Consider the following 13557-nt stretch of genomic DNA (forward strand, 5'->3'; position numbering starts at 1 on the left):
CGTCTTGTAGGCCGGGTAAGCGAAGCGCAACCCGGCTTTTTTATTGAGTAAAAATCGTGAATACACTCGAACACACCATCGGCAATACCCCTCTGGTCAAGCTTCAGCGTCTGGGTCCGGACAACGGCAGTGAAGTTTGGGTCAAACTCGAAGGCAATAATCCGGCCGGCTCGGTGAAAGACCGCGCCGCGCTGTCAATGATCGTCGAAGCGGAAAAGCGCGGCGAAATTCAGCCCGGCGACGTGCTGATCGAAGCGACCAGTGGTAACACCGGTATTGCGCTGGCGATGATCGCCGCGCTGAAAGGCTATCACATGAAGCTGCTGATGCCTGACAACATGAGCCAGGAGCGCCGGGCGGCGATGCGTGCCTACGGCGCCGAGCTGATTCTGGTCACCAAAGAGCAGGGAATGGAGGGGGCCCGTGACCTGGCCCTCGAGATGGCGCAACGCGGAGAGGGCAAACTGCTCGATCAGTTTAACAACCCGGATAACCCCTACGCCCACTACACTACCACCGGGCCGGAAATCTGGCAGCAGACCGCGGGACGTATCACCCACTTTGTCTCCAGCATGGGGACCACCGGCACCATTACCGGCGTATCGCGCTTTTTGCGCGAACAGAGTAAACCGGTGGCCATTGTCGGCCTGCAGCCGGAAGAGGGCAGCAGTATTCCCGGGATCCGTCGCTGGCCGGCAGAGTATATGCCGGGGATCTTTAACGCTTCGCTGGTGGATGCGGTGCTGGATATTCATCAGCAGGATGCCGAGAATACCATGCGTCAGCTGGCGGTGCGGGAAGGCATTTTCTGCGGGGTCAGTTCCGGCGGCGCGGTGGCGGGCGCGTTACGCATTGCCCGTGAAAATCCTGGCGCGGTGGTGGTGGCGATCGTCTGCGATCGCGGCGATCGTTACCTTTCCACCGGCGTGTTCGGCGAAGAACATTTTAGCCAGGGGGCTGGCATTTAATCATCAAGCAGGTCGGTGCCGTAGGAGTTATCGACCGTACACAGCCAGCGCTCGCCCTGCTTCTGAAAGACATAGGTGGCGCGCCGTGTGACCTGGGATATCCCGTCCGCCGTCGGGATATCCAGCCGGGTCTCCATAATCACCAGCGCATTGCCGCCGCCTTCAATAACCTCCATTTTCCCCTGAGTCACCACCAGTCGGTGCTGGAAATAGTCGGCAATGGCGATAAAGGCTTTGCGGATATTCTCTTTCCCTCTGACCACCATGCCCGGTTTGACGACCAGCGCGGCGTCTTCTGCGTAATAGGCCATCAGGGTATCGTAATCTTCCTGTGAGATAGCGCGGTCGCAGGCTTCAATGACCGCCTTCAGTGCCAGGTCAGTGTGATGCATCTCTGGTGCTCCTTCTTGTGAGCGATTTGTCCGCCGCCGGGACTGTTTTATTCGTCCGGGCGAGCAGGGTATGCAGGTAAGACTGTGCCTGCTTTCGTTTACTTTTTCATTAGTTTATCGGCAGCTGCCATCACTCACCTGTGCGGCAGATGCTTCAACATGCCGAATGATACGGCCTGCATCAGGGTTGGTTTAAGACCAGCGCAATATCAGCCGCCAGGCGGGAAATCTCAGCGTCACTCAGACGGCCCAGCGACAGGCGCAGCCCGTGCGCAGGCGTTCGGACACCAAATATTTCCCCCTCCCGGACCAGCCAGCCGGCGCGGGCCAGGCGTAAGGCGTAGGGCTGGCTCGCCGCTGGCAGCGGCAGCCAGAAATTGAGTCCATCGCCAGGCGTAGCATGGCTGTGGCCGTGCCGGGCCAGCGCCGCCGCCAGTTTCTCATTCTGCTGGCGATAATGACGACGGGTCTCCGTCATCGAGGCGATAAACGCCTCATCGGTCAGACAGGCCAGCGTCAGGTCCTGCAGCAGATGGCTGACCCACTGGCTGCCGGCGTTAAGCCGCAGGCGCAGCGCCGCTGAGGTATCGGCATCGCTGGCGATAAAGGCCAGCCGCAGGTCTGGCCCGAGGGTTTTTGACATTGAGCGCACCAGCGCCCAGCGTTGCGTACTTGCAGGAAGAGGGGAGTGCCATGGCGTGGCCGACAGCAGGGCAAAATGGTCATCAACAATCGCCAGTACCTGCGGATAGCGGGCCAGCACCTCCCGCAGGGCATGCGCCCGGGTTTCCGTCAGACTACAGCCGGTAGGATTGTGCGCGCGTGGGGTTAAGATCACTGCCCGCGCGCCGTTGCGTAACGCCTCCTCCAGCCCGTCAGGATCCATCCCCTCGGCATCCACCGCCACCGGGCAGGGGGTAAAGCCGGCGTAACGCACCATATTGATGCTGCTGAGAAAACAGGGATCTTCGACCACCACGCCGTCGCCGGGCAGCAGCAGAGCGCACAGCAGACGCTCCAGGGCGTCAATCGCTCCGCTGGCGAGATTCACCGCAAAGGGAACCACTATCTCTTTGGCAAACCACGCCTCGGCCCATTGACCAAGCCGCGGCTCGATGGGAGCATCGCCATACAGGCGTGGTGTGCGGGCAAGCTGGCCCAGATAACGGGTTAATTCAGGCAGTCTGGCGGGGTCCGGATTGCCGCTGGAGATATCGTTCAGCGGCGTCGTTGGGTCACCGCCCTCCAGCGCCGGCAGCGGATCCCGTGCTTTAATGGCCGTGCCGTTTCGTCCCTGGCTGACGGCCAGCCCGGAGGTGACCAGCCGTTTATAGGCGGCGGCGACGGTATTGCGATTCACCTCCAGCTGGCTGGCGAGCTCGCGTACCGGTGGCAGAACCTCTCCGGGCCGCAACCCACCGCTCTGCACCAGATGGCGGATATGATCGAAGATATCGCTGGCGGTTTTTCCGGTAAACATTATTGACCTATGACAAAATGAAATTTAGCATAGGACGAATCATAATCAGTGCGTGACCCGCTGTCCAGCGGGGGGAGAAAAGATGGGCCAGCAAGATGACATACAATCAGTGCTCTTTCACGACACAAGCCGGGCGTCGGAAGTCGATATCGTCGCTGTGCAGTCCCAGGTAGTCTATGGCAGCGTTGGCAACAGCATCGCGGTTCCGGCCATTAAACAGCACGGTTTGCGCGTGCTGGCGGTGCCGACGGTACTGTTCAGCAATACGCCCCATTATGAGACGTTCTATGGCGGCATTATTCCGGAGGAGTGGTTTGTTGGGTATCTGCAGGCGCTGGAGGAACGCGATGCGTTGCGCGAACTGCGTGCAGTGACCACCGGCTATATGGGCAACGCCGTGCAAATCGAACGTCTGGCGCAGTGGCTGACGCGGGTGCGGGCCCGCCATCCCGGGCTGTGCATTCTGGTGGATCCGGTCATCGGCGATGTCGACAGCGGCATCTACGTTAAGGCTGAGATCCCGGACGCCTATCGTCAGCATCTTCTGCCACTGGCGCAAGGGATCACCCCCAATCTGTTTGAGCTGGAAACGCTGAGCGGCCAGCGCTGTCGCAATCAGCAGGAGGCGGTCGCCGCGGCGCGAAGCCTGCTGTCAGATACCCTCAAATGGGTGGTGATCACCAGCGCGCCGGGAGAGGCGCGTTCGACGATAAATGTGCTGGTGGTGACGGCCGATGCGGTGGAGGTGGTGGCCCACCCGCGGGTGGAAACGGACCTGAAGGGAACGGGCGATCTGTTCTGTGCAGAGCTGGTGAGCGGTCTGCTCACCGGCCTGGCGCTGGGGGCGGCGACGCAGGCTGCCGCCCGGCGCGTGCTGGAGGTCATGAACTGGACTGCCGCGCAGGGGTGTGACGAACTGATCCTGCCGCCACGGGAGAAAAACTGATGAAAAGCTATCGGTTAGTGATCCGCCAACAGGGGCGCATTGTCGGTCATTTTGATACCACAGGGGAGGCGGCGCTGGAGGATGCCTGCGTAGCGCGGTCGCTGTTCGGCCTGGCCGGAGGGTACCAGTGCGATCTGCTGGTCTCTGACAGTGAGCGTCGTATTCTGGAGAGCACGCCGGAGGGATTGCGCATATTGTCCCGGGAGAAGTGCTATCAGCCGGTGACCAGCGCGATATAAAAAATGGCGCCTTTCGGCGCCATTTTTATGCAGCAAGCATTACTTCTTGATGCGGATAACCGGGGTTTCACCCACAGTCACGCTACCGGACAGTTTGATCAGCTCTTTGATCTCGTCCATGTTGGAGATAACCACCGGCGTCAGGGTAGACTTGGCTTTCTCTTCCAGCAGCGGCAGATCGAATTCGATAACCGGGTCACCGACTTTCACGCGCTGGCCTTCTTCAGCGATACGCTTGAAGCCTTCGCCTTTCAGTTCAACGGTATCAATACCGAAGTGAACGAACAGCTCGATGCCGCTATCAGATTCAATAGAGAACGCATGGTTGGTTTCGAAAATTTTACCAATGGTACCGTCTACCGGCGCGACCATTTTGTTGCCGGTCGGTTTGATGGCAATCCCATCGCCCACGATTTTTTCCGCAAAAACCACATCCGGCACGTCTTCGATGTTGACGATCTCACCGGAGAGGGGAGCAATAATCTCAATAGTTCCGGTGTCTTTCTTGTCATCAGAAACCAGAGATTTCAATTTATCAAACAAACCCATGATCTTCTCCTAAGCAGTAATTTGGGCCGCGCATCTCTTGGATTAGCAGATTGTTTTTTCTTCAATGAACTTGTTAACCAGCGTCATTAACTCGTCCGTTGTCGGTTGAGCAAGAGCCTGCTCTGCTAATACTTTCGCATCTTCGAAGTTCGTATTACGAATAATCTTCTTGATGCGCGGGATGGAAATGGCGCTCATAGAGAATTCGTCCAGCCCCATACCCAGCAACAGAAGTGTAGCACGTTCATCGCCCGCAAGCTCACCGCACATGCCAGTCCATTTACCTTCAGCGTGAGAAGCATCAATAACTTGCTTAATCAGATTCAGTACAGACGGTGACATCGGCTGGTAAAGATGTGAAATCATATCATTACCACGGTCAACTGCCAGAGTATATTGCGTTAAATCATTGGTGCCGATACTAAAGAAATCAACTTCTTTGGCCAGATGACGAGCAATGGTCGCCGCAGCCGGTGTTTCCACCATCACGCCGATCTCAATGGATTCGTCAAATGCTTTACCTTCGTCACGCAGTTCCTGTTTGTAGATTTCGATCTCTTTCTTCAGCGCACGCACTTCTTCAACAGAGATGATCATCGGGAACATAATGCGCAGTTTACCGAAAGCGGAGGCACGCAGGATGGCGCGCACCTGATCGCGCAGGATCTCTTTACGATCCATCGCGATACGCACGGCACGCCAGCCGAGGAACGGGTTCTCTTCTTTCGGGAAGTTCATGTATGGCAGCTCTTTATCGCCGCCAATATCCATGGTACGCACGATAACGGCCTGAGAGCCACAGGCTTCAGCCACCGCTTTATAGGCCGCAAACTGCTCTTCTTCAGTTGGCAGCGCGTCACGGTCCATGAACAGGAATTCGGTACGATACAGGCCTACGCCTTCGGCGCCGTTGCGCTCAGCACCTTCGACATCGCGAACGGTACCAATGTTTGCGCACACTTCAACCTGATGGCCGTCGAGGGTAATCGCCGGCAGATCTTTCAGTTTCGCCAGTTCGGCTTTTTCTTCCGCAACCTGAGCCTGCAGATTACGCAGCGCTTCAATTTGCTCGTTAGACGGGTTGACCAGAACCTGGTTGTTCACCGCGTCGAGAATCAGATAATCGCCGTTTTTCACCTGCGCCGTGATGCTACCGGTGCCCACGATGGCCGGCAGTTCCAGGGAACGCGCCATGATGGAGGTGTGAGAGGTACGGCCGCCCGCGTCGGTGATGAAGCCCAGCACTTTTTTCAGGTTCAGCTGTGCGGTTTCAGACGGGGTCAGATCGGCGGCGACGAGGATGACTTCATCCTGAATCGCGCTCAGATCGATAATCGACAGACCAAGGATGTTGCGCAGCAGGCGCTTACCGATGTCGCGTACGTCAGCCGCACGTTCTTTCAGGTATTCATCGTCCAGCTCTTCCAGGGCAGTGGCCTGACCTTCGATAACTTCATTGGCTGCCGCGTCGGCAGTCATGTGCTTATCTTTAATCAGGGCTATGATTTCCTGCTCAAGCTCCTCATCTTCCAGCAGCATGATATGCCCTTCGAAGATGGCTTCTTTTTCTTCACCGAAAGTTTCACCAGCTTTGGTTTTGATGACCTCCAGCTGGGCGGAGGCCTTGGCGCGGCCGCTCAGGAAACGTTCGACTTCCTGATCAACCTTATCGGCAGAAATTTTCTTCCGGTCGATGACAATTTCATCTTCCTTCAGCAGCAGTGCTTTGCCGAAGGCGATACCCGGGGATGCTAAAATGCCTGAAATCATAACCCTACCTTACTTGTGACTGATATGAAAAAGAACCCGTGAACTTACTCGAGTTCAGCCATCAGTTTAACCAGATGCTCAACAGCTTTCTGCTCATCTTCGCCTTCAGCGGAGAGGGTCACTACGGTGCCCTGGGTCAGGCCCAGAGTCTGCAGTTTGAACAGGCTTTTGGCGCTGGCGCTTTTGCCGTTGGAGGTTACAGTGATCTCAGAAGTGAAGCCTTTAGCTTCTTTAACAAACTGAGCAGCAGGGCGGGTGTGCAGACCGTTCGGAGCGGTAATGGTAACTTCTTGCTGGAACATTATATTTCCCCAACTTATAGGTTTAGTGTTGTGGACCTAAAGTCTAGTCTAACGACTCGACTTTAGCCTGTATTGTTAGCGCCGGCGTTACGTTTCCGGCCTTGGCGTCGGCAGCGCCTGGCGCTGCGAAGACCTGCGGGCCATTGACGTCTAGCACGTCATTAAACATTATGCCGCGAAAGGAAGACTTGAACCAAATCATAAAATCGATTCAGCTGGCGGAAATCCTCTTCTGAATAATTTCGCGCATCAAAATAAATGTGCTGGTTAAATACCAGACCCTACGAGGTGAATCAATGCCAGGAGGGGTAAAACTTTGACGTATGCCACAAAAAAGCACCTGAAAAGGTGCTTTTTTACACATTATTTACAAGCTGGCACTACTGTTGCAATTCTTTCTCAGTGAAGAGATCGGCGAACAGCGCGGTGCTTAAATAACGCTCACCTGAGGAAGGCAGGATAACCACAATATTCTTATTGGTAAAGGCCTCATCTTCCTGCAGCTTCAGCGCGGCGGCAACAGCGGCCCCGGAAGAGATACCCGCCAGGATGCCTTCTTCTTCCATCAGACGGCGCGCCGTGGAGATAGCTTCCTCGTTGGTAATGCCGATCACTTTGTCCACCAGCTTCAGATCCAGGTTGCCAGGAATGAAGCCGGCGCCGATGCCCTGAATTTTGTGCGGGCCCGGCTTGAGCTCTTCACCCGCCAGCGCCTGGGAGATGACCGGCGAATCGGTCGGTTCGACCGCGACGGTGATCAGATCTTTTTTGCCCTTGGTATTTTTAATGTAGCGGCTGACGCCGGTCAGCGTACCGCCGGTGCCTACGCCAGAGATAAAGACGTCCACCTGACCATCGGTGTCTTCCCAGATTTCCGGGCCGGTGGTCTTTTCGTGGATTTCCGGGTTAGCCGGGTTGCTGAACTGCTGCAGCAGCAGGAATTTTTCCGGGTTGCTGGCGACGATCTCTTCCGCTTTCTGAATAGCGCCTTTCATGCCTTTTGCGCCTTCGGTCAGTACCAGGTTGGCGCCCAGCGCTTTCAGCAGTTTGCGGCGCTCAATGCTCATGGTTTCCGGCATGGTTAGCGTTAGCTTGTAGCCGCGGGCCGCCGCCACGTAGGCGAGGGCGATACCGGTGTTGCCGCTGGTCGGTTCGACCAGTTCCACGCCAGGTTTCAGAACGCCGCGCTTTTCAGCATCCCAGATCATATTGGCGCCGATACGGCATTTTACGCTAAAGCTCGGGTTACGAGATTCTACCTTTGCCAGGATACGGCCGTTGCCAATGCGGTTCAGTCGTACCAGCGGCGTGTGACCGATAGTCAGGGAGTTGTCTTCAAAAATCTTACTCATGGCCCGTCCTTAACTGTATGAAATTTGGGGGTACGGCATCAGCATACCCGCTTAAAGAATATGCGGAAGTAAGGATTTAGCATATCTATATGCGGAAGGGAAATAATGATAAGCAGGAAGGAATAAGCGAGATATAAGGAGCGGCCTCAGCCGCTCCCGGGGTGAACATGTTGGGGCTATTTCCAGACCGCGTGTTTATCGCGATAACAATCGACCCACATTGCGGTGGCGCCGCAGATGGCCACTGGCAGGATCACCAGGTTTAACACCGGGATCATGGTAAACAGACTGGTGAGCGCCCCAAACTGCATATTCATCACTTTGCGGCTGCGCAGCGCTTCGCGCATGGTCCTGAAGGGGACCTTGTGATTATCAAAGGGGTAATCGCAGTATTGAATTGCCAGCATCCATGCGCTGAACAGGAACCAGAGTACCGGGGCCACCGTCTGGCCAACGCCGGGTATAAAGTAGAGCAGCAACAGCACGATGGCACGGGGCAGGTACCAGGCCAGCTTCTGCCACTCACGTTTCATGATGCGCGGAATATCCTTCATGATGCCAAAGACGCCGACATCCGGCGGGGTGGCGCCAGTCAGACGCGCTTCAAGTTGTTCCGCCAGCAGGCCGCTGAACGGCGCAGCTATCCAGTTGGCGATAGTCGAAAAGAAGTAACCAAACACCAGCAGAATCGAGAGCACCACTACCGGCCACAGCAGGTAATTCAGCCACTGCAACCAGTCCGGCACATGGCTCATCAGCGAGGGGATCCAGCTGTCGAGACGGGTAAACAGCCACCAGAAGGCTCCGCCCATCAGCAGCACGTTAACCAGCAAAGGCAAAAAGACATAACGCCGTATGCCAGGCAGCCCGATGAGTTTCCAGCCCTGCGAAAAATAATAAACGCCGCTACGCGGGGTCGGTGCGGATGATGAAACCATAGCCAGGCAATGCTCCTTTTTTAACATCCAGTGTGAATGCTCGCTTATTTTATCGGGTCGCCAGACAATAACCAGTTAGGAAATGTTCGAAAAAACAGCAAAAAGCACGATTTAGTTCATCTTTATGTGGTGAAAGCGACCGACGCACTTGCACTTGAGGTAATCGGCAAATACTCTTAGTGAGTAAATGTTTGCCGTGGTGGCAAGGTGTTAGAACAACAGAGAATATAATGATGCAGGATTTGCGTCTGATATTAATCATTGTTGGCGCGATCGCCATAATCGCTTTACTGGTACATGGTTTTTGGACCAGCCGTAAAGAACGTTCTTCGATGTTTCGCGATCGCCCACTGAAACGTATGAAGTCGCGCGACGATGAGTCGGAAAACGAAGACTTTGATGATAATGTTGAAGGCGTAGGTGAAGTCCGCGTTCATCCGGTCACTCACGCCCCGCACGGCGCGCATGGGGAGCATGAAGCCCCTCGTCAGGCGCCGCAGCACCAGTACCAGCCGCCTTACGAGCGCCAGATGCAGCAGCCTGTGCGTCCTGATGAACCGGTTCGCCAGCCGCAGCAATCGCCGCGCCAGGCCCCGGTTCAACCGCAGGGACAGCAGCCTGTGCCGCATGCGGCTCCGCAGCCTGGCTGGCAACAGCCGCAGCCCGCGCAGCCGTCCGTGCAACCCCAACATCAGCCGCAGCCCGTTGTGCAGCAGCCCGTCGCACCGCAGCCGGTGACGCCGACCGTTGCCCAGCCGCAGCCAGCCGCCCCGCAGCAGCCTGTGCCACAGCCTGTTGCCGCGCCGCAGCCCGCCGTGGTCGAGCCGCAGCCCGCCGTGGTCGAGCCGCAGCCGGTAGAGCCGCAGCAGCCTGCCGCGCCGCAGCCGAAAGAGCGTAAAGAGACGGTCATTGTGATGAACGTCGCCGCCCATCACGGCGCACAGCTTAACGGCGAGGTGCTGATCAACAGCATCCAGCAGGCCGGCTTCAAGTTTGGTGAAATGAATATTTTCCACCGCCATCTGAGTCCGGATGGCAGCGGCCCGGTACTGTTCAGTCTGGCCAACATGGTGAAGCCGGGGACCTTCAATCCGGACAGCATGGCGGATATGATGACCCCTGGGGTGACTATTTTTATGCAGGTCCCTTCCTACGGTGATGAACTGCAGAACTTCAAGCTGATGCTGCAGTCTGCGCAGTATATCGCCGATGAAGTGGGCGGTGTGGTGCTTGACGATCAGCGTCGCATGATGACGCCGCAAAAACTGCGTGAATACCAGGATCGTATTCGCGAAGTGAAAGACGCGAACGCCTGACGTCCCGCGTTATCTCAACTCCTTCTCAACCCCCGCCTGTCGGGGGTTTTTTATCATTGATGGTGTGATATGGAACCGATCGAACAACAACTGACTGAACTGCGAACCACGCTTCGCCATCATGAATATCTGTACCACGTTATGGACGCACCGGAAGTGCCCGATGCGGAATATGACCGCCTGATGCGCGAGCTGCGCGAGCTGGAGAGTCAACATCCGGAGCTGATTACCCCGGACTCGCCGACTCAGCGGGTGGGGGCGGCGCCACTAACTGCCTTCAGCCAGATCCGCCATGAAGTGCCGATGCTGTCGCTGGATAACGTGTTTGATGAAGAGAGCTTTCTCGCCTTCAACAAGCGGGTACAGGATCGCCTGAAAAGCACTGACGATCTCACCTACTGCTGCGAGCTTAAGCTCGACGGCCTCGCGGTGAGTATTCTCTACGAAAACGGCGTACTGATGCAGGCCGCGACCCGCGGCGACGGTACCACCGGCGAGGATATTACCTCCAATGTGCGAACCATTCGCACTATCCCCCTCAAGCTGCATGGCGAGAATATCCCGGCACGTCTTGAGGTGCGTGGTGAGGTTTTCCTTCCGCAGGCCGGGTTTGAAAAAATCAATGAAGAAGCGCGCCGCACCGGCGGAAAAGTGTTTGCTAACCCGCGTAATGCGGCGGCGGGTTCGCTGCGCCAGCTCGATCCGCGCATCACGGCGAAGCGACCGCTTACTTTCTTCTGCTACGGCGTTGGCGTGCTGGAGGGCGGTGAGCTGCCGGCCAGCCACTCGGCCCGTTTGCAGCAGTTCAAAGCATGGGGACTGCCGGTGAGCGATCGCGTCACCCTGTGTCATACTCCCGAGGAAGTGCTCACTTACTATCGTAAAGTCGAGGAAGATCGTCCTCATCTGGGCTTTGACATTGATGGCGTGGTGATCAAAGTCGATTCGCTGGCGCTGCAGGAGCAGTTGGGTTTTGTGGCCCGCGCGCCGCGCTGGGCCGTGGCCTTTAAGTTCCCGGCACAGGAGCAGATGACTTTCGTCCGGGATGTGGAGTTCCAGGTAGGGCGCACCGGGGCGATCACGCCAGTGGCGCGCCTGGAGCCGGTCCATGTCGCCGGCGTGCTGGTGAGCAATGCCACCCTACATAACGCCGATGAAATCGAACGCTTAGGTCTGAAAATCGGCGACAAGGTAGTGATTCGTCGGGCAGGCGATGTGATCCCGCAGGTGGTCAATGTGGTGCTTTCCGAGCGTCCGGCGGATGCCCGGGATGTTGTCTTCCCGACCCACTGCCCGGTATGTCAGTCCGACGTTGAGCGAGTGGAGGGCGAGGCGGTAGCCCGCTGTACAGGCGGCCTTATCTGCGGCGCGCAGCGTAAAGAGTCGCTTAAGCACTTCGTCTCCCGTCGCGCGCTCGACGTTGACGGCATGGGTGACAAGATCATCGACCAACTGGTGGAGAAAGAGTATGTCCATACGCCGGCGGATCTGTTCCGCCTGAGCGCCGGGAAACTCACCGGGCTGGATCGGATGGGGCCGAAGTCCGCGCAAAATGTGGTCAATGCTTTGGAAAAAGCCAAAGAGACGACCTTCGCACGCTTCCTCTACGCTCTGGGTATTCGCGAGGTAGGCGAAGCGACAGCGGCGGCCCTGGCGGCGCATTTCGGCACTCTTGAAGCCCTGGAGCAGGCTTCCATTGAGGAGCTGCAAAAGGTCCCTGATGTTGGCATCGTGGTTGCCACCCATACCTTCAACTTCTTTGCCGAAGAGAGTAACCGCGATGTCATCGCGCAGCTGCTGGCCGAAGGCGTTCACTGGCCGGCGCCAGTCGTGGTGAAGGCGGAAGAGATTGATAGCCCGTTTGCGGGTAAAACCGTGGTCCTGACCGGCAGCCTGAGTCAGCTATCGCGGGATGACGCCAAAGCGCGTCTCGTCGCGCTGGGGGCGAAGGTGGCAGGCAGTGTGTCGAAGAAAACTGACCTGGTGATTGCCGGCGAAGCGGCGGGTTCTAAGCTGGCGAAAGCGCAGGAGCTGGGCATTGAGGTGATTGACGAAGCCGAAATGATGCGTCTGCTGGGAGAATAACGTGGATAAAGCGCAGCTGGTCGAAATAGCCAATACTGAGATGCCGTTCGGTAAATACAAGGGACGTCGTTTAATCGATGTCCCGGAAGAGTATTTACTGTGGTTTGCGCGTAAGGATCAGTTTCCTGCCGGCCATCTCGGCGAGCTGATGGCGTTGACCCTGCTGATTAAAACCGAGGGGCTGAGCGATCTGGTTCAGCCCCTGAAGAAAGCGCGTTAAGCTTTGGCGGCGTTGGCCTTTTCCTCAGCGAGACGCGCATCGGTTTGCTGCTTGTAGCGCCGCGCCAGCACCGCGCAGACCATCAGCTGGATTTGGTGGAAGATCATCAGCGGCAGCACCATGATGCCGAGGATGGAGGTCGGGAAGAGAATATTGGCCATCGGGATGCCGTTGGCCAGACTCTTTTTCGAACCGCAAAAGACGATGGTAATCTCATCGGCTTTGTTAAAGCCGCAGCGGCGGGCGACGAACACGTTAACGGCGATGACAATGGCCAGCAGCACCAGGCTGACCACCACGATAAACAGCAGCGATCCCAGACCGACTTTATGCCAGATGCCATTCACCACTGCCTCGCTAAAGGCGGAGTAAACCACCAGCAGAATCGAGGTCTGGTCGGTCTTACCAATCCACTTCTTATGCTTCGCCACCCAGTTGCCGATCCACGGCCGTGATAAGTGACCGAGTACGAAAGGCAGCAGCAGCTGCAGCATGATTTTACCGACCTGCTCGAGGCTGCCGCCTGCGCCATGAAGGTTCATCAGGACGCCAACCAGCAGGGGTGAAACAAAGATCCCCAGCAGGCTGGAGGCCGAGGCTGAGCACACCGCCGCCGCGACGTTGCCTCCGGCCAGTGAGGTAAAGGCGATAGCGGATTGCACGGTGGCCGGCAGAATGCACAGATAGATAAAGCCGCTGTAGAGCATCGGATCGACATTCACCGGCGCCCACCAGGCAAACAGAACCCCGAGTACCGGGAAGAGAATAAAGGTGCTGCACATCACCCACAGATGCAAACGCCAGTGGCTGCCGCCGGCGATAATCGCTTCCCGGGAGAGTTTAGCGCCGTGCATAAAAAACAGCAGGGCAATGGCGGCGGTGGTCAGATGTTCAAAGAAGGGAACGAAAGCGCCACGGGCGGGGAAGAATGAGGCCAGCAGGACAACGGTGACCAGGGTTGCCGTAAACGGATCGAGAATGCGGAAAAGTTTCATAAACG

The 13557-nt window shown here is 57.0% G+C and carries 14 protein-coding genes; 6 read left to right on the forward strand and 8 right to left on the reverse strand.

Features of this window, described 5'->3' with window-relative positions:
* The first annotated feature begins 56 nt into the window (after positions 1–56).
* The gene (gene cysM / locus SP68_RS06790; protein WP_012540938.1) at positions 57–968 is read left to right on the forward strand and encodes a cysteine synthase CysM; all 912 of its coding nucleotides are present in this window, start codon (positions 57–59) and stop codon (positions 966–968) included.
* On the opposite strand, the gene SP68_RS06795 is transcribed toward cysM, so the two are convergent.
* Both SP68_RS06795 and ptsJ read right to left on the reverse strand, forming a co-directional pair.
* Positions 965–1360 (reverse strand): YybH family protein, encoded by a 396-nt coding sequence (locus SP68_RS06795; RefSeq protein ID WP_008803870.1) that lies wholly within the window; start codon positions 1358–1360, stop codon positions 965–967. The two genes, cysM and SP68_RS06795, sit on opposite strands and share 4 nt — an antisense overlap.
* Before the next feature lie 181 nt (positions 1361–1541).
* Entirely contained in the window at positions 1542–2840 is a 1299-nt protein-coding gene (ptsJ, locus tag SP68_RS06800) for a MocR-like B6 salvage transcription factor PtsJ (RefSeq protein WP_040968767.1), read from the reverse strand.
* Positions 2841–2922: 82 nt separating this feature from the next.
* On the opposite strand from ptsJ, the gene pdxK reads away from it, so the two are divergent.
* On the forward strand, positions 2923–3786 hold the full coding sequence (pdxK, locus tag SP68_RS06805; RefSeq protein ID WP_012540940.1) for a pyridoxine/pyridoxal/pyridoxamine kinase: 864 nt from the start codon (positions 2923–2925) through the stop codon (positions 3784–3786).
* Positions 3786–4025 carry a hypothetical protein gene (locus tag SP68_RS06810; RefSeq protein ID WP_012540941.1) on the forward strand — a complete coding sequence of 80 codons (240 nt, stop codon included), beginning with the start codon at positions 3786–3788 and terminating at the stop codon, positions 4023–4025. The genes pdxK and SP68_RS06810 overlap by 1 nt, the downstream gene beginning before the upstream one ends.
* A gap of 39 nt (positions 4026–4064) precedes the next feature.
* On the opposite strand, the gene crr is transcribed toward SP68_RS06810, so the two are convergent.
* The 5 genes from crr to cysZ all read right to left on the reverse strand — a co-directional run bounded on the left by crr (position 4065) and on the right by cysZ (position 8936).
* The gene (crr, locus tag SP68_RS06815; protein ID WP_008803873.1) at positions 4065–4574 is read right to left on the reverse strand and encodes a PTS glucose transporter subunit IIA; all 510 of its coding nucleotides are present in this window, start codon (positions 4572–4574) and stop codon (positions 4065–4067) included.
* A gap of 42 nt (positions 4575–4616) precedes the next feature.
* On the reverse strand, positions 4617–6344 hold the full coding sequence (gene ptsI, locus SP68_RS06820) for a phosphoenolpyruvate-protein phosphotransferase PtsI (RefSeq protein ID WP_008803874.1): 1728 nt from the start codon (positions 6342–6344) through the stop codon (positions 4617–4619).
* Between the two features lie 44 nt (positions 6345–6388).
* Positions 6389–6646: a phosphocarrier protein Hpr gene (gene ptsH / locus SP68_RS06825; RefSeq protein WP_002913505.1), complete on the reverse strand. Its 258-nt coding sequence runs from the start codon at positions 6644–6646 to the stop codon at positions 6389–6391.
* A gap of 380 nt (positions 6647–7026) precedes the next feature.
* Positions 7027–7998 (reverse strand): cysteine synthase A, encoded by a 972-nt coding sequence (cysK, locus tag SP68_RS06830; protein ID WP_012540942.1) that lies wholly within the window; start codon positions 7996–7998, stop codon positions 7027–7029.
* A 176-nt stretch (positions 7999–8174) separates the two neighbouring features.
* The gene (cysZ, locus tag SP68_RS06835) at positions 8175–8936 is read right to left on the reverse strand and encodes a sulfate transporter CysZ (protein ID WP_008803876.1); all 762 of its coding nucleotides are present in this window, start codon (positions 8934–8936) and stop codon (positions 8175–8177) included.
* A 230-nt stretch (positions 8937–9166) separates the two neighbouring features.
* Here cysZ and zipA point away from each other — a divergent pair, with 230 nt between their 5' ends.
* The 3 genes from zipA to SP68_RS06850 all read left to right on the forward strand — a co-directional run bounded on the left by zipA (position 9167) and on the right by SP68_RS06850 (position 12557).
* Positions 9167–10252, forward strand: coding sequence for a cell division protein ZipA (gene zipA, locus SP68_RS06840; RefSeq protein ID WP_040968765.1), 1086 nt, complete (start codon positions 9167–9169; stop codon positions 10250–10252).
* A 69-nt stretch (positions 10253–10321) separates the two neighbouring features.
* Complete coding sequence (gene ligA / locus SP68_RS06845; RefSeq protein ID WP_012540946.1) at positions 10322–12337, forward strand: NAD-dependent DNA ligase LigA; 2016 nt, start codon at positions 10322–10324, stop codon at positions 12335–12337.
* Between the two features lies 1 nt (position 12338).
* Positions 12339–12557 (forward strand): DUF3820 family protein, encoded by a 219-nt coding sequence (locus SP68_RS06850; protein ID WP_002913440.1) that lies wholly within the window; start codon positions 12339–12341, stop codon positions 12555–12557.
* Here the strand turns inward: SP68_RS06850 and SP68_RS06855 are convergent.
* Positions 12554–13552 carry a bile acid:sodium symporter family protein gene (locus SP68_RS06855; RefSeq protein ID WP_008803879.1) on the reverse strand — a complete coding sequence of 333 codons (999 nt, stop codon included), beginning with the start codon at positions 13550–13552 and terminating at the stop codon, positions 12554–12556. The genes SP68_RS06850 and SP68_RS06855 overlap by 4 nt on opposite strands.
* Between the last annotated feature and the right edge of the window lie 5 nt (positions 13553–13557).

Source organism: Klebsiella variicola (assembly GCF_000828055.2).
Classification (GTDB): Bacteria; Pseudomonadota; Gammaproteobacteria; order Enterobacterales; family Enterobacteriaceae; genus Klebsiella; species Klebsiella variicola.